Source organism: Methylomagnum sp., assembly GCF_054333355.1.
Genome location: NZ_JBTEKS010000061.1, coordinates 1 through 16388 on the forward strand (window position 1 = coordinate 1; position 16388 = coordinate 16388).

Annotated in this window: 14 protein-coding genes; 11 read left to right on the forward strand and 3 right to left on the reverse strand. The window is 63.3% G+C overall.

Annotated features, from left to right (window positions below):
• The first annotated feature begins 279 nt into the window (after positions 1 to 279).
• The 9 genes from ACXWUF_RS07130 to ACXWUF_RS07170 all read left to right on the forward strand — a co-directional run bounded on the left by ACXWUF_RS07130 (position 280) and on the right by ACXWUF_RS07170 (position 11740).
• Positions 280 to 1182 (forward strand): glycoside hydrolase family 26 protein, encoded by a 903-nt coding sequence (locus ACXWUF_RS07130; protein ID WP_458493978.1) that lies wholly within the window; start codon positions 280 to 282, stop codon positions 1180 to 1182.
• 243 nt (positions 1183 to 1425) lie between these two features.
• Positions 1426 to 2385: an aldo/keto reductase gene (locus ACXWUF_RS07135; RefSeq protein WP_458493979.1), complete on the forward strand. Its 960-nt coding sequence runs from the start codon at positions 1426 to 1428 to the stop codon at positions 2383 to 2385.
• An 84-nt stretch (positions 2386 to 2469) separates the two neighbouring features.
• Complete coding sequence (locus ACXWUF_RS07140; RefSeq protein ID WP_458493980.1) at positions 2470 to 4131, forward strand: GMC oxidoreductase; 1662 nt, start codon at positions 2470 to 2472, stop codon at positions 4129 to 4131.
• 127 nt (positions 4132 to 4258) lie between these two features.
• Entirely contained in the window at positions 4259 to 5530 is a 1272-nt protein-coding gene (locus ACXWUF_RS07145; RefSeq protein ID WP_458493981.1) for a glycosyltransferase, read from the forward strand.
• 5 nt (positions 5531 to 5535) lie between these two features.
• Positions 5536 to 6726: an acyltransferase family protein gene (locus ACXWUF_RS07150; protein ID WP_458493982.1), complete on the forward strand. Its 1191-nt coding sequence runs from the start codon at positions 5536 to 5538 to the stop codon at positions 6724 to 6726.
• Positions 6719 to 7969: a glycosyltransferase gene (locus ACXWUF_RS07155; RefSeq protein ID WP_458493983.1), complete on the forward strand. Its 1251-nt coding sequence runs from the start codon at positions 6719 to 6721 to the stop codon at positions 7967 to 7969. The genes ACXWUF_RS07150 and ACXWUF_RS07155 overlap by 8 nt, the downstream gene beginning before the upstream one ends.
• Positions 7966 to 9468 carry a lipopolysaccharide biosynthesis protein gene (locus ACXWUF_RS07160; protein ID WP_458493984.1) on the forward strand — a complete coding sequence of 501 codons (1503 nt, stop codon included), beginning with the start codon at positions 7966 to 7968 and terminating at the stop codon, positions 9466 to 9468. Before ACXWUF_RS07155 ends, ACXWUF_RS07160 begins: the two co-directional genes overlap by 4 nt.
• A gap of 156 nt (positions 9469 to 9624) precedes the next feature.
• On the forward strand, positions 9625 to 10608 hold the full coding sequence (locus ACXWUF_RS07165) for a polysaccharide pyruvyl transferase family protein (RefSeq protein WP_458493985.1): 984 nt from the start codon (positions 9625 to 9627) through the stop codon (positions 10606 to 10608).
• 142 nt (positions 10609 to 10750) lie between these two features.
• Positions 10751 to 11740, forward strand: a complete 990-nt coding sequence (locus ACXWUF_RS07170; protein ID WP_458493986.1) for a glycosyltransferase family 2 protein — start codon at positions 10751 to 10753, stop codon at positions 11738 to 11740.
• On the opposite strand, the gene ACXWUF_RS07175 is transcribed toward ACXWUF_RS07170, so the two are convergent.
• From ACXWUF_RS07175 to ACXWUF_RS07185, 3 genes are all read right to left on the reverse strand, one after another.
• Positions 11715 to 12101, reverse strand: a complete 387-nt coding sequence (locus tag ACXWUF_RS07175; protein WP_458493987.1) for a VanZ family protein — start codon at positions 12099 to 12101, stop codon at positions 11715 to 11717. The genes ACXWUF_RS07170 and ACXWUF_RS07175 overlap by 26 nt on opposite strands.
• 163 nt (positions 12102 to 12264) lie before the next feature.
• On the reverse strand, positions 12265 to 14670 hold the full coding sequence (locus tag ACXWUF_RS07180; RefSeq protein ID WP_458493988.1) for a carbamoyltransferase HypF: 2406 nt from the start codon (positions 14668 to 14670) through the stop codon (positions 12265 to 12267).
• On the reverse strand, positions 14657 to 15382 hold the full coding sequence (locus tag ACXWUF_RS07185) for a BPSS1780 family membrane protein (RefSeq protein WP_458493989.1): 726 nt from the start codon (positions 15380 to 15382) through the stop codon (positions 14657 to 14659). The genes ACXWUF_RS07180 and ACXWUF_RS07185 overlap by 14 nt, the downstream gene beginning before the upstream one ends.
• Before the next feature lie 177 nt (positions 15383 to 15559).
• Here ACXWUF_RS07185 and ACXWUF_RS07190 point away from each other — a divergent pair, with 177 nt between their 5' ends.
• Both ACXWUF_RS07190 and ACXWUF_RS07195 read left to right on the forward strand, forming a co-directional pair.
• Positions 15560 to 15997 carry an NUDIX domain-containing protein gene (locus tag ACXWUF_RS07190; RefSeq protein ID WP_458493990.1) on the forward strand — a complete coding sequence of 146 codons (438 nt, stop codon included), beginning with the start codon at positions 15560 to 15562 and terminating at the stop codon, positions 15995 to 15997.
• A gap of 82 nt (positions 15998 to 16079) precedes the next feature.
• The gene (locus tag ACXWUF_RS07195) at positions 16080 to 16310 is read left to right on the forward strand and encodes a sulfurtransferase TusA family protein (protein ID WP_458493991.1); all 231 of its coding nucleotides are present in this window, start codon (positions 16080 to 16082) and stop codon (positions 16308 to 16310) included.
• Positions 16311 to 16388 lie beyond the last annotated feature (78 nt).

Sequence of the window (16388 nt, forward strand, 5' to 3'; positions counted from 1 at the left end):
CCAGCCGGTGAAGGACGGGAGGCGCTTCACGCCGTCGCAGCCGCCGCCTTGGTAGACGCCGAGCGGCGGGGCGGCGGAAAGCATGGGGGCCATAAGCAGCAGCGCCAGAAAAACAAAAATCCCCCGCTCGTTCCCACGCGCCGCGTCACTGCCATTAAGTTAAGAGATGCCGGGGTGCATCGCCGTTCGCTGAGCGGAGTCGAAGCCAATGGAGCCGGAACAAGCGGAACTATCGAAACCGCTCCCACCGGGGGGCGATGGCTTGTTGCCGCTGTATTGTTGTTTGCCGCGCCTCTGCTTTCCGCCGCGCCACCGCTCGGCGTCTACCAAGGCGGCGGCTGCGACGGCGTGAAGCGCCTCCCGTCCTTCACCGGCTGGTTTGGTCGCCAGCCCGATTTGGCCTTGGACTTCTTCGCCACCAATTCTTGGGACGCCCTAGCCAGTTCGGCGGACTGGTCGATTATCTGTTGGGAGCCGACCGGGCTGTTCATGAGCTTTTCCATCCCCATGCTGCCCCAAGTGGCCGACGCCAATCTGGTGGACGGCGCGGCTGGCAAGTACGACGCGACCTTTCAGCGCATCGCCCGCACCCTGGTGAATCATGGTTTCGGCGGCGCGGTGCTGCGGATTGGCTGGGAATTCAACGGCGGCTGGTATCCCTGGGCGGCGAGCAAAGACCCGGCGTCCTGGGTGGCCTATTGGCGGCGCATCGTCACCGTCATGCGGGCGGTGCCGGGCGCTCAGTTCCGGTTCGACTGGAATCCCGCCCTGGGCAAGCTGGGCGCCGCGCCGGACAGCGTTTATCCCGGCGATGAGTATGTCGATATCATCGGCTTGGATGTCTACAACCAATCCTGGACCACCCCCATGCCCGCCCCCGAGCAGCGCTGGCTGGAATTGGTGAACCAGCCCTACGGCCTGCAATGGCACCGGGATTTCGCCTTGGTCCATGGCAAGCCGGTGTCCTTCCCCGAATGGGGCACCGGCACCCGCCCCGATGGCCGGGGCGGCGGCGACGATCCCGTTTTCATTGAGCGCATGGCCGACTGGATCGCCGCCAGCAATTTGTCTTACCACGCCTATTGGGATTACCCCGCCGGTGATTACAACGCCCGGTTGTCCGACGGTCATCAGCCGGGGGCGGGGGTGGCGTTTTTGCGGCGGTTTGGTGGCGGGCCGTAGGGTGGAGGCTTATAGGTTTCGGTGGCTCTCCGTGCGCCGTAACCCACCATTCCAGGTGGCTTTTTCTCCCTCGCCCGGTGGGAGACGAGACCAAATATGATTCCACCCGCCCCAGGACAAATGATTTAGGACTTACGCATAAACCTGTGGGAGTGGGCTTTAGCCCACGAGAAGCCGCGCCAATCGTGGGCTAAAGCCCACTCCCACGGCTTCTAACAGGCAATGACTAACCGAGGACTCGCCATGAACGCCCTGACCACCCATGCCGATTGCTTCTCCGTGTTGGAGACCGACCCCCGCGCCAAGCTGGACAACCGGTCTCTACAGCAACGGGAGCTGGGCTGCACCGGCATCGTGACTTCGCCGCTGGCTTTGGGCTGCGCCAAGCTGGGTTCGGTGCTGACGCCCCTGGATCGCCGCCAGTCCATCAACCTGCTGCACGAAGCCTTCGATCTGGGCATCCGCCATTTCGATACCGCCAGCATTTACGGCCAGGGCGACAGCGAGCGTTATATCGGAGACGCTTTCAAGTCGCGGCGGAATGAGGTGTGCATCTCCACCAAGGCCGGGCAGCGCTTGTCGCCGACCCAAGCGCTTATGGCGAAGTTCAAGGGGCCAATCCGCTGGCTGGCTCAGCGCCGCACCGGCACGAGAAGCGCCGTGGCCCGGCAGCGGGCGGGCGGGGTGGGTTATTGCTTCGATCCCGACTACATCCGCCGCTCCGTCGAGGACAGCCTGCGCCGCTTGCAGACGGATTACATCGACGTTTTCTATCTCCACAGCCCCGGCACCACCGTGTTGAAAGGCGACGAACTGATCTGGCTGGCGAAGCAATTGCGCCGGGAAGGCAAGATTGGCTGTTTCGGTATCTCCTGCGATGAACTGGCGGTGGCCCTGGCGGCGGCGCGGATGCCGGAAGTGCGGGTGATTCAGTGCGAACTCGACGACAGCCTGACCACGGCGGCCATCCTTGCCAATGCCGAGCGCTATGGCAAAACCATCATTGTGCGCGGCGTGGCGCGGCGGGTGGCGGTGGATGGCGGCAGCGAACAAGCCTTGGGCTGGGCCATGCGCAACGCGCTGGCCCGCCAAGCGGTGGGCGGGCTGATTGTTGGGACCACGGATTCCGTGCACTTGCGGGCGAACGTGCGGGCCTTCAAGCGGGCCGTGGCGGTGGCCGGGAAGCTGGCGGCGAGTTTGTAAGTGTGGGAGTGGGCTTTAGCCCACGATCAGCCGTAACTCGGTCGTGGGCTAAAAACCCACTCCCACGAAAAGTGACGTAAAACCATGATTCAACCATCCCGATCATTATCAAAAAACGCTAAATACTTCGGCTCCGTGTGCATCGTCGGCGCCGGGGCGGCGGGCATCACCCTGGCCTGCGAACTGGACGGCGCGGGCTTCTCGGTCATCTTGCTGGAAGCTTCGGGCGTGGGGCGGTTCGAGCGGGTATCCCAAGACCCCTACGAGGGCGACGCCAACGAACCCCATCCCACCCCGGCCAATTTCCGCCGCCGGGCGTTCGGCGGGTCCACCACGATATGGGGCGGGCGCTGCGTGCCCTACGACCCCATCGACTTCGAGCGGCGCGACTACGCCCCCAACAGCGGCTGGCCGATCAGCTATTACGAGGTGGCCCGCTACTACCAGCAGGCGGTGAGCTATTGCGATGCGGGGAATTCCGACTTCGCGGTGGAGACGGCGTTTGAACACCCGAACCCGACCATTCCGGGGCTGACCGGCGGCGATGTGGACATGTCCGCCATCGAGCGCTACAGCCTGCCCACCGATTTCGGTGCCCGCTACCGGGAGCGCTTGGCGCAGTCGGCCAATGTCCGGGTCATCACCCAGGCCCATGTGCTGCGCTTGGTGAAGGAGAAGGGCGGGGACCGGATCGTCGCCGTCGAGTACGCAGATCGCGCCGGTCGCGCCGACCGCATCGAGGCCACGGTGTTCGTGCTGGCCACGGGCGGGATCGAAACGCCCCGCTTGCTGCTGGCGTCCGATCCGGCGGGGAAGGGCTTCGGCAATCGGTCGGATTGCCTGGGCCGGTATTACGCCTGCCATGTCGAGAACATCCTCGGCGTGCTGAAACCCAGGCGGCCCGGCATCCCCTTCGATTTCGAGCGCACCCACGACGGCGTCTATGGTCGCCGCAAGCTGCAAATCCGCCCGGAAGCCCAGCGCCGGGAGGGCATCCTCAACATCGCGTTCCGGCTGCATTACCCGGACGTGTCCGACCCGGATCATAAAAGCCCGGTGCTGTCGGCGGTCTACCTCGCCAAGCGGACGCTCATCCCCGAATACCGCCGCATCCTGCAACACGGCGGCATGGGCGGGGTGGGTCGGTCGGCGCTGTGGCGTCATGTGGGCAATGTGATGGGCGGATTGCCCGCCCTCGCCGGTTTCGGCGTGGATTACCTCCGGCGGCGGGTGCTGGCGAAGCGGAAGCTGCCTTATGTGCTGGTGCCCAACGCCGACGGCACCTATCCCATCGAATTCAATTCCGAGCAGACGCCCCTGCCCAACAGCCGCATCACGCTGAACGGCGCCAAGGATCAGTACGGCGTGCCCCGCGTGCATGTGGACTGGCGGATGTGCGGGACCGACGTGGACAGCATTTGCCGGGCTTATCGGCTGCTGCGCAACGGTTTGGCCCGCTCGGGTGCCTGCGAGTTGGACTACGACGAGTCCAGCCTGCGTGAGAGGGTGGCCCATTCCATGCCGGTGGGTGGCCATCACATCGGCGCCACCCGCATGGCGGCCACGCCGTCCAGCGGGGTGGTGGACCGGGATTGCGCCGTGTTTGGCCTGACCAATCTTTACGTCGCCAGTTCTTCGGTCTTCCCCACGTCCAGCCACGCCAACCCCACCCTTACCATCGTCGCGCTGTCCATTCGGCTGGCCCGACATCTCCGTACCCAGCTTGGGGGAGTGGCTGGTGGTTAGTGGCAGAGAGTGGCTGTAGTTTGTGGGAGTGGGCTTCAGCTCACGACCGCCGCGCCCAATCGTGGGCTGAAGCCCACTCCCACTGAAGCCCGCCGCCACCGAATCCTAAGCTCATGAGGCAATACCAATGACCTACGCCTATTCCAATTCCCGCCCGCCGCTCCGTGGCCTCTGGCTGGCCCGCGAACTGCCGTTCCCCTTGGACAGCGGCGACAAGATCTACTCGGCCCGGCTCGCCAAGTCCTTGGCGGAGGCGGGCGCCCTGCTCACCGTGGCGGGGCTGGAGCCTGCGGGAAAGCCGGAAATCCCGGCTGATTGGCCCATCCGCTGGTATCCCATCTTTGGCGGGCGCAACAGCACCCCGCGTTCCCTGCTCAGCCCCATGCCCTTGGTGGCGGCGGTTCACGCCACCGACAGCTATCGGCTGGAGGTCGAAGCCTTGGCGCGGCAAAAATGGGACTTCGTGGTGCTGGACCAGTACGGCACCGGCTGGGCGATTGATCCCTTCCTGGCCCGGCGGCGCACCGGGCGGGGTCCGGTCTTGATCCATGTGGCCCATGACCACGAGGCTTCGGTCTGCGGCATGTTGTACCGGGAATTCAAAGGCTCGCCCTTCCGGCGCTTGGGGCTGTGGCAGAACTGGCTGAAGGCGCGGGCCTTCGAGCGGTCGCTGGCGGCGCGGATGGACATCGTCACCGCCATCACCGAGGAAGACGCCGCCCTGTTCGCCGCCGACGCGCCCAAGGTCCGCGCCGTGGTTCTCAAGCCGGGCTATGACGGCGTGGCGGCGTCCCGTCCGGCCATCACGGCGGACACGCCGCGCCGGGTGGTGATGGTGGGTTCGTTCCGCTGGACGGCCAAGCAGGAGAACCTCCGCCGCTTCGTGGCCGTGGCCGATGCCTGGTTCGCGTCGGTGGGGATTGAACTGCATGTGGTCGGCACCATGCCGCCGGAATTCGCCGCCGAGCTGACCCAATCCACCCGCGCCACCCATTTGCACGGCTTCGTGGACGACATCAACCCGCTGTTCGACAGCGCCCGCATCGCCGTGGTCCCGGAGATGATCGGCGGCGGCTTCAAGCTGAAATTCCTCGACTACCTCTTTGGCCGCGTGCCGGTCGCCACCTTGTCCCATGCCGCCGCCGGGCTGCCGGATGATGTGCGAGAAGCGATGTTGTGCCGGGATGATCTGGAAAACTTGGTGGCGGGCATCTGCGTGTTGATGGACGACCTGGACCGGCTCAACCAAATGCGCGAAGCGGCGTTGGCGCGGGCCGAGTCTCTGTTCCGCTGGCGGGATCGGGGCACGGCGTTGCTGGCGGCGATTCAAGCGGCCCATGAGCGGGGGCGGGAGAGGCTGGGCGTGGTCGCCAGTCGCGAAGCGGTGCCGGAGGCTTGAGGGGTATGGTTGATCTCGTCAATATCCCCAGCCCAATACGCCCACCTCATGGGATGGGTGAAGCGCCGCGCAACCCATCGTATAGGGGTGGGGAGGAGAAGGCGGAGCGTTTCGACTTCATCGACAAGGCCAAGGCCATCGGCATCCTGCTGGTGGTGCTGGGCCATGTGCCGGGAATGCCGGCGCTATGGGTGACGGTCATTTACGGCTTCCACATGCCGCTGTTCTTCCTGCTGTCGGGATTTTTGCTGAGCCACCGCAAGCTCGGCTTGGGATTCCGGGCTTACTTCGGCCATCTGCTGCGCGGGCTGGGGCTGCCTTATCTGGGATTCTTCGCGCTCTCATACACCTACTGGCTGGCGACCCGCCATATCGGGGGGCGGGCGGCGAAGTTCGCGGGGGTGGAATGGAGCGATCCCTTGCATGGCTTCGTGACGGGGCTGGGCAGCGAAATGGTCGTTAATCCCACCCTGTGGTTCTTCCCCTGTTTGTTCACCACGGCGTGGCTTTATTACCTGTCCCGCAAGGTGTTGGGGGCATTCGACGCGCTGCTGGTGTTCGCCGCGCTCGGGGTGGTCGCCAGCGTGTTGATGGGCTTCCTGCCGGGGCGCCTGCCCTGGGGACTGGATAACGCTTGGGTGGCGCTGGTGTTCTACGCCTTGGGGCAATCGCTGCGCGGCATTGCCCCGGCGGTGTCGGCCTGTGTCGCGGACTACCCGCTGACAGCGCTGGTGGTCGGCACCTATCTGGTGGGGGGAACCGCCGTGCTGTCCGAGATGGCGGGCCGGGCCGATTTGAATTTCGCCAATTTCGGCGACTCGCCCGGCTTGTATTTCCCGACGGCGTTGTGCGGCATCGCGGCGGTGCTGGCGCTGGCCCACGCGCTGCCGAGCAACGCCCTGTGCGGCTGGCTGTCCCGGAACACGCTGCTGATTTTTCCCACCCATCCCCTCGTCATCAATTTCCTGAGCGGCCTGGGCAAGCTGGTGTTCAAGCTGCCGGAGGCGTTCTTCATTACGGCGGCGTTTGGGCTGGCGGCGGGGTTGGTTTCCATTCTGGTGTGTGTGCTGATTTCATGGCTGGCCTCCCTCTGTGGGAGTGGGCGTCAGCCTACGATTCAGCACTTCTGTCGTGGGCTGAAGCCCACTCCCACTTCCACCCCCACTCCCACCGGCGCGGGGCGGGGCGATGGCTGAGCGCTGGCTGTTCGTCGATAGCGTCCCGGTCTTCGGCGGACACGAGGTGATGCTGCTGCGCTGGATGGAGGAGTTGAGCCGTCAGGATTTGGTGGAGCCGCGCCTGCTGGCCCGCGACGGTGGCCGCTTGTGCGAGCGGGGCGTGGCCTGGGCCGTGCCGACTTGTTTTCCGCCCATCGCGCCGCCCCGTTCGATCTGGGCCAAGGCGTGGACGCGGCTTGGCGGTCCAGTCCGGGACGCCGCCGTATTCATCCGCACCGTGCGGCGGGAGAACCCCGCGCTGTGCGTGGTGGCCGAGGGCAGCTTGCTGTCCCAGGCGCTGTTCGTAGTGCTGGCCCGGCTGTTGAGGCGGCGGGTGGTGGTTTACGTGCCGCTGGTGGATAGCTTTGCGGCCATGGGATTCCGCCGGGCGCGGCTCAAGGATGGGCTGGTGCGGTGGGTCTATTCCAAGCTTCCGCAGGGCTGGATCACCATCACCGCCGAGCAGGCCCATGGTTTTGTGATTTGGGCCGGGGTGACGCGGCCTATTTTCACGCTGCCCAATACGGTGGCGCGGGAAGTCGAGGAAGCCTCTGTAGGTCGGACTTCAGTCCGACTTGTCGGGCTAAAGCCCGACCTACAACAAGGCGCGATGAGTTCGGGCGGTTCTTTGCGGCCATATCCCAAAAGGATGGGCGAGACGCGGGGGTTGGAGTTCAAAGAGGCTGAAACTCTCTGCGTGCTGGTGCTGGGTCGGCTGGATGCTCATCACAAGGGGCTGGATTGGCTGCTGGATTTCCTGGAACGGGCCGGGCCGACGCCCGGCATTCACATCAATCTGGTGGGCGATGGCCCTTACGCCGCCGAAATCGACCGGCGTCTGCAAGCCTCGCCCGATTTGGCGGGCAGCCTGTCCCGGCAAGGCTGGTCCGATCCTCTGCCCACCATGGCCCGGCACGCTGTGCTGCTGCTGACCTCGCGTTTCGAGGGCGTGCCCTTGGTGATGCTGGAAGCCATGGCCTTGGGTCTGCCGGTGGTGGCCTCAGATTTGCCGGGCACCCGCGCCTATCTACCCAAGGCTTGCCTGTTCCCGATGGGCGACATCGCGGCGGCGTTCCAAATCCTGGCGCGGCTGAAGTCGCCGGAAACCCGCCGTCACTTGGCGGAAATCAACCGCGAGACCTTCGCCGCGCTGGCGTCCAACGCGGCTTTCGCGGTGGCCGTGGCCGAGCTTGCCCGCAAGTTGCGAGGGCTGGCCCCGTGACCGTGAAATCCATCGCCGCCGATGCCCCCGTGGACCTGTCCGGCGAGCGCCGCGACCTCAAGCGCAAGACCTTTGGTTCCATCCTGTGGACTTTGGCGCGGGTTGGCTCCGATCAGGTGTTTTCCTTCCTGGTGTTCGCCATTCTGGCCCGGCGGCTGACGCCCCATGATATGGGCTTGTTCGCGCTGGCTTTGGCCTGCGCGGAATTGGGCAAGCTGGTGGCGACGGCGGGTTTCCCGGAAGCCATCATCCGCGATGACAACCCCGACCGCGAACTGACCGACACGCTGTTCTGGGCGAACCTGCTGTTTTCGTTGGCGGTGGCGGCGCTGTTGTACGGCGCGGCGGAACCCATCGCCGGATTTTTCCAGGAGCCGGGATTGACGCCCATCCTGCGAGCCACCGCGTTCATCGTGCCCATCGCGGCGCTGGGTGGGGTGCATACCGCCTGCAAGCTGCGCGAGTTCGGCCATAAATCCATGGCGGCGCGTTCGGTGGCGTCGGGCCTGATTGGCGGCGGGCTGGGCGTGTATCTGGCGTTCACCGGCTGGGGCGTGTGGAGCCTCGTGGCGCAGCGGGCCGCCATGGAAACCGTGTCCACCCTGCTGGCCTGGGGCGCTTATCCCTGGTTGCCGCGCCTCAATGTCTCCTTCAATCGGCTGGGCCGCGTCCTCAAATTCAGCGCCAACATGATGATTAACCAAGTGATTTGGTTCGCCATGGTGCGCTCGCAGGACGTGGTGGTGGGGCGGGTGATGACGGCGGCGTCGGTGGGCGTGTACCGGGTAAGTTGGCGGGCGGTGGACCTGACCACGCAGTTCGCCATCGGGCCATTCGGAACCGCCGCCTTGCCGTTTTTTGCGCGGTTGGCGGGCGACCGCGTGGCCTTCGCCAACGCCTACACGCGGCTGCTGGCGGCCATGGCTCTGGTGGCGTTCCCGGCCATGCTGGGGCTGGGCGCGGTGGCCGATGATCTGGTGCCCTGGGTGTTCGGCGGGCAGTGGACCGAGGCCGGGAAAATCGCCCGGATACTGTCCCTGCTGGCAGTCCCGACGGTGCTGAACGCCCTGTTCAGCCCGGCCCTGGCGGCGCTGGGCAAGTCGGGCACCATCGCTAGTGTGGCGTCCATCCAACTCGCCGCCACGGTCGGATTCATGCTGGTCACCGCGCCCTTCGGCCTTGAAGCCGTCGCCGCCGCCTATGTGCTGCGGGCTTATCTCTTGTTCCCGCTGCAACTTTTGTTATTGCGGCGGGCGGCGGGGGTTCGCATCCGCGCCGTCATCAAGTCGATTTTCCTGCCGCTGCTGGCCGCGCTGGTCATGGCGGGCGCGATTCTGGCGGCAGCGCCGGAATTGCGGCTGTCGCTGGGTTCCGGGGTGGAATATCTAGCGGTCGCCGTTGTCGGCGGCGCGGGGATTTATATTCTGGTTTTAATGGTATTGGGCGGGCCTTATTTCATGAATCAAATAAGGGCGTTACGCACGATCTTAAAGAAATAAACTCATTGATCGTTCCCACGCTCCGGCGTGGGAACGATAAATTAAAAATCCGGTTTTTATGTGGAGGTTTATATCGTGAATATCCAAGCCAACGCCCCTACGATCCAAGCGTTCGGGGACTATGCTGATTCGAGATTGATGGCTCATGAACGGGCGATGGCTAATCTATCTTCTAAACTCGACCATCTCACCACCGTGGTGCCGCCCGGCTCGAAAATCGTCATTCTCGATTACCCGGTTCATTTCAATGCGGGGGATATGCTAATTAATCTGGGAACGGAAGTATTTTTCAGGCGGCACACCTGTCAGGTGATGTCCCGCCTGTCCTTGTTCGATTTGTGCGTTATCGACTGGAATAATCGCCAAGGTGCCATCCTCAAACCCGATGTCATGCGCTATATCAATGCCCTGGATAGCCAAGCGATTCTGGTGATGCAGGGCGGCGGGAACTTCGGCGATATTTACCCGGAATTCCAAGCTTTGCGGGAACAGGTGGCCCGCCATTTCCCGGAGCGGCGGATTGTGATTCTGCCGCAAAGTATGCATTTCCAAAACCCCGAGATTCAGCGGGAGAAGATTGAAGCCTTGGTTTGCCACAAGGACATTCACTTATTCTTCCGGGATCGGGAATCCCTGGAAGCCGTGCGCCAAGTGTCGCCCCAGCACGGTGAGTTACTCCCGGATATGGCCCATGCCTTATGGCGGGACGATGTTTTCTCGATGCCCCCCGAGGCGGGGACGGGCACGCTGGTGTTAAGGCGATCCGATGAGGAAGCCACCACGAATTCAACTGGCCCATTCGAGCCATTGCCGGTGGATTGGCCGGACCTCATTACCCCGCTTGATACCCTTCAATTCAGGCTATTGCGGAAAAGCATGTACGCCGATTTCGACCGGACTCATCGGTTGCCCGCATGGTTTTGGTACAAACTGCGGGACCGCATTATACGGCGGGCACAAAGGCTGTTTGCTCAGCATGAAGAAATCGTGACCGACCGGCTGCACGGGTTGATTTTGGCGACGCTGTTATCCAAGCGGGTTAATTATCTGGATAACTCCTATGGCAAGCTGTCCCGGTATGTGAATGTCTGGATGGCGGATAGCCCATTAATCCAGCGGGTGGATGGCGGGCGGGTATGACAATTATTTCATCGTTCCCACGGCCCCTATCACCGCTAATTTAAGGGCTGTGGGAGTGGGCTTTAGCCCACGAAAAGCTGTGTCAGTCGCGGCCTAAAGCCCGCTCCCACAGTTGTGCGTAATTGATGATGTTGAGGTATTTATGATCCAAGATTTAATTACCGTGCTGATGCCGGTTTTCAATGGCGAGCGCTATTTGGAAAGCGCCTTGAGGAGCATCTCCGGCCAGACCTACCAGAACTTTGAGGTACTGGTCATTGACGATGGCTCGACCGATGCGACCCCGGCTATTCTGGAAGAGTATCGTGCAATTGATGCCAGGCTTAGAGTTATCCGCCAAATCAACGGGGGGATTTCCGCCGCGTTGAATGCCGGTATTGCGGCGGCGCGGGGTTCGCTGATTGCCCGCATGGACGCGGATGATTTAATGCTGCCGGACAGGCTGGAAAAACAGGTGGCGTTTCTCCAGGAATATTCGGAGCTGGGATTTTGCGCTTCATTCATGGATATGATTGACGGGAAGGGCCGGGTGTTCGGGGAATATTGCCCTAAACCATTAAGCCTAGACGATTTGGCGGGGCAGATGGCGCGGGAAGAGGCGATTACTTATACCCATCCCACCGTGATGTATCGGGCTGACGTAATACGCCGCTTTGGGGGATATGATCCGCGTTATGAGCCTTGCGAAGATATGGAGTTATTTGGGCGGATGATTCTGGCGGGCTGGCCGGGTATCGTGATGCCGGAAAAACTGATGAAATACCGGGTGCATGGCGGCAGTATTTCCGGCTCCAAGGCGGCGCTGCAAGTGCGCGTCAGGGATTATGTGCGGCGGGATTTTTATGCCAGAAGGGCAGGACGGTCGTCCTTGAGTCGGGCTGAGTTTGAGCGGGAAATTGCCGCCATGGATTGGGCGGGACGCATGGCTTATGGAGCTTATATTCGCTCGGAAGGGTATCGTCAAATCGCCACATATCGCAAAGCCGGGCGTCGGCGGGTGGAATGGCTGGGGTATTTGACATTGGCCGAGCTATTACGGCCCATGCGGGCTTTTAGGTATGTCGGCCTGAAATTGTTTAATCAAAATCGCGAGTCCACCGCCGCAGTCAGGCATTCTTCCAGGATTGCCTGATAATCCCAGATAATGCCTGATATACCCAATATCCGGCGGCACCTGTCACAGCGCCTAGGCCGTTGGCGCTGGCGTCGAGCCAGGAGAAGCTCCGCGTCGAGGTGAGCCAGGCTTGGCAATACTCGGCGAATATTCCGATACCCGCTGCCGTGACTATGGAAATGATTAAGGAGTAACGTCCACGCGCTTGTTTTGGAAAGGCGAAGTTAATCAGAATGGTAAGTAAGCCGTAAGCGAGGGCGTGGCTGATTTTGTCCCAGGCGACGAAGCCCAAGGCTTTGGCATCGCTGGGGCGTACCCAGGGGTTTAGGCTGAGGAAAGCCAGGATTAATAGGTAAAGGAAAAGTAGCTGTTTGTTCATGTGGTTCTCGCTTGTAGGATGGGTGGAGCTTTAGCGGAACCCATCCTGCTGACCGGCCTATTTTGATGGGTTTCGCTGCGCTTCACCCATCCTATAATGCTGTGCGTCACGGGACGCGGGAGCGTCCCCTGCGGCATTCCCACGGAGACCGTGGGAACGATGGTCAAAAACCCGCCTCAATAATCTGCCCATAACTCAATCCCGCGTCATTCGTCGGAATATTGACGGGCAAGAATACCCAAAATCCCTTTGCTTCCAACCCGCTTTTCGCCATGTCGGTGAGCAGCCGATTCTGGAATACCCCGCCCGCCAATCCCACCTGCTCCACCCCATAATCCGCCCGGAATCGCTCGGCTTGGTCCACGATGGCATCCGCCAAACTGGCATGGAATAGGCTGCCGCGCTCCCGCACGGTGCGGCTGCCGTCCATGAGCGCGGGCAGTAGCACGCCCCAATCGCTCAGCCACAGACCGGACGGATCACGGGCCAAGGGCAGGGCGATACGCTCGCCGCCCGGTTCGCTGGCGGCTTCCAAGGCCATGGCGGCTTGGCCTTCGTGGCTGGTTTCCTGCGCTAATCCCATCAAGGCGGCGGCGGCGTCGAAGAGCCGACCCGCCGAGGATGTCACCGGGCTGTTGATGCGCCGCTCCCAAATCTGCCGGAGTAGCTTGCTGTCCTTGGGATTGGCGGGCCAGTCCAACCCGGCTTCCCAGCACGCCGCCGCCGCGCCGCGCCAAGGCTCGCGGCTGGCCCGTTCGCCGCCGGGTAGCCGGAACGGGCGCAGCGAGCCAACCCGCCGCCAGTGGCCCGGTCGGCCCAGCAGGGTTTCGCCGCCCCACACGGTGTGGTCCTCGCCATAGCCGGTGCCGTCCCAGGTGAAAATCAGGGTTTCGCCCCGGAGGTCATGTTCCCCGACCAGGGCCGAGGCGTGGGCGGGGTGGTGGAAGACTTTTTGTACCGGCAAGCCGCGCGCCGTGGCCCAGCGGCTGGAGCGGTAATCCGGGTGGGCGTCGCAGACGAGGCGGCGGGGTTCCACGCCGTACAGCCGGATGAGGTCGCCGATGACTTGCTCGAACACTTGCCCGCCTAGCACCGTGTCCAGGTCGCCGATGTGGGGGGAAATCACCACCCGCTGGCCGAAGCCCAGCGCCACGGTGTTCTTGAGGTCGGAACCCACCGCCAGCATCGGCTCGGCCAGTTCGAAGGGCAGGGTCAGCTCAACCGGGGCGGAGCCGCGTCCCAGCCGCAGCGGGCGCGGCTGCCCTGCGATGGAGCGGAACACCGAGTCGTCCGCCGGGCGGCGGATGGGACGGTTGTGGTGGAGGAAGGCGTCGGCGACGTGGCCAAGCCGCGCTTCGACGGCGGCGGCGTCGGTCAGGACCGGCTCGCCGCTGAGGTTGGCGGAAGTCGCCACCAACGGGGCACCGTAGCCGTCCGCCAGCAAGTGATGCAGGGGGCTGTAGGGCAGCATCAGGCCGATTTCGTTCAGGCCGGGGGCGATGGCGGGCGCGAGTGGCGCGTCTGGGCGCTGGTTCACCAGGACGATGGGGCGCAGCGGCGAGCGGAGCAATTCCCGTTCGGCGGGGCTGGGTTCGGCCAGAGCATCGACCAGAGCCAGCCCGTCCGTGCCCCGCCAGGGCACCAGCACGGCCAGCGGTTTATGGGGGCGGGGCTTGCGTTCGCGCAGCCGCCGCACCGCCGCTTCGTTCCCGGCGTCGCACAGCAGGTGGTAGCCGCCCACGCCTTTCACCGCCACGGTGAGGCCGGCGCGGAGCGCCTCTAAGCAGGCGGATAGGGCGGATTCACTGGTTGCGTTTTTTACTCCCTCTCCCTCCGGGAGACCTGTCCTGAGCGCAGTCGAAGGGGGGGTGGGGTGAGGGTGTTCAAACGAAGCTTTCCTTGCTCTGTGCCCTATAGCCCCGGCCCTTCGACTATGCTCAGGACAGGCTTCAACTGGGCTAGGACCGGCTAAAGCCGGGACTACGAACGAGAGCTTCGGGCCGCACTCGGGACAGGCCAAGGGCTGGGCGTGATAGCGGCGGTCGGTGGGGTCTTGGTATTGAGCGCGGCAGGCGGGGCATAGCTCGAAATCCGCCATGCCTGTATTCGGGCGGTCGTAGGGCAGGCGGTCGATAATCGTGTAGCGCGGGCCGCATTGGGTGCAGCTGATGAAGGGATAGCGGTAGCGCCGCTCGCGTGGGTCGGCCATTTCGGCCAGACAGTCGTCACAGACGAAATAGTCCGGCGGAATGTGGTTGCGCGGGGTGGCGCCCGCCGCGCTTGCCAAGATGGCGAAGCCCGAGAGGCCCATGGATTGGGCGGGTTCCACCGAGGGCGGTTCGGGTTGGGCGAGGGGCGGGGCGCGCTTGGTCAAGGCGAGGCGGAAGGCGTCCAGCCGATCCGCCGTGCCCTCCGCGTGGATTTCCACTTCGCCCGAGCAATTCCGCACCCAGCCCGCTAGCTGGAATTCCTGGGCCAGGCGGCTGACGAAGGGGCGGAATCCCACGCCTTGGACGCGGCCCGTGATGCGGATGCGTTGGGCGATGGGCGCCGACTTAGGCTTGGGCACCGGAATAGATGTCCCGATAGGAAACGTACACCGAGGCGAACAGGGTGGGAATCAGCACGAACAGGCCAAGTCCCAGGGGCAGCAGGGCCAGCAGGGACAGAGGAATCAGGGCGAGTCCATACAGCGTGAATGGCAGCATGTTGCGCCAGCAGCCAACGAGGCTTTGCTTCATGGCTTCCAACGCCGGGAGTCCGTCGAACCAGACCAGGGCGGGGGCGAACCAGCTTGCCATCGCGACGGGAAGGATCAGGGCGAAGAACACCAAGGTGGCCAGCAGCATGCCGCTGGCCGTCATCAATGAGCCCACTAGGCTGCCGCCGTCCGACATGCTTCCCGCCAGTAGTCCGGCGCCACCGAACACCAGGAGTATCGCGCCGCTGACGAGGGTGACGCTAATGCCCGCAGCCAGGGTGAGGAGTCCCACCATCAGCAAGGGTTGGGTGTCGCGCCGGAAGCCTTCGAAGAGATGCTCGACGCGGAGTTCCTCGCCATCGGCCAAGTCTTGGCAACCGGCCATGAAGCCCGCCGCCAGTATGGGTTGGACGAGGGTGAGGGCGACGGCACCGATCAGGGGAATCAGGCTGATGATGGTGGTGAGGGCCAGGTAGGCTAGGGTCAGGACGATCCAGATCAGGGGGTTGCGACGGAACAGGGCAAATCCTTCGGTGAGCCAACCCATCCCCCGGCCAAAGCTCAGTGCGCGAATATCCATGGGGTTTTCCTCGTTTTATGGTTTGCGCCGACAGTTTGTAATCCCAGCCAGGAACATTCTCGGTATATCCCGGCGTCGGTCAAGTTCCGGTGTGCGGGGATGCTGCTTTATATCGGGCGCCATGTTGGCCCCGTGAAAGGGGTAACATCCCTGTGGCCTCGTAGAATCGGTGATGTAATGAAGAACTATGTGTTATCCGCCGGCGTGATTATCGTGCGCGGTTTGCCGGCGCCGCGCTATCTCTTGTTGCGGGCTTTCCAGTATTGGGATTTTCCCAAGGGCATCGTGGAGCCGGGCGAGGCGCCGCTGGACGGCGCTTGTCGGGAAGTCTTGGAAGAAACCGGCTTGAGCCAACTGAAGTTCCGCTGGGGCAAGGTTTACCAGGAAACCAAGCCCTACGGCGTGGGGAAAATCGCCCGCTATTATCTGGCCGAGGCGCCAGAGGGGGAGGTGTATTTGCCGGTGAATCCCATCCTGGGGCGGCCCGAGCATGACGAATTCCGCTGGGTCGACTTCAGGGCGGCCCACGGGCTGCTAGGGGCGCGGCTTCGGCCCATCTTGAATTGGGCGGATTGGCTGGTGATGCACGACGCCGAGGGCGACGGCGAGGCGTGAGCCGGGGCGTCGAATTTTCAGGGCGGGGGTTTTTGTTAGAATCGAACCCTGGATTGACTGCGTATTGAACGGGTGATTGTGAATGTGGCCGATTGATCTTGAGTTGGATACCACCGGGCTGATGTGCCCTTTGCCCTTGCTGCGGCTCAAGAAAGCCTTGCAAACCTTGGAGGGGGGCCAGGTGGTCCGGGTGTTGGCGACCGATCCGGCGTCGGTGCTGGATTTCGGGGTGTTTCTGGAACAGGCCGGTCACGAGATGCTGGACCGCTCCGAGGAGACCGGGGTTTTTTATTATTTGATCCGCAAGCGATAGCTTCGTGGCTTCGTAGGGTGGGTTAGGCGCACATCACGAGAAAGCTTGATGTTTCTATTGGCTTTGCCGTGCGCCGTA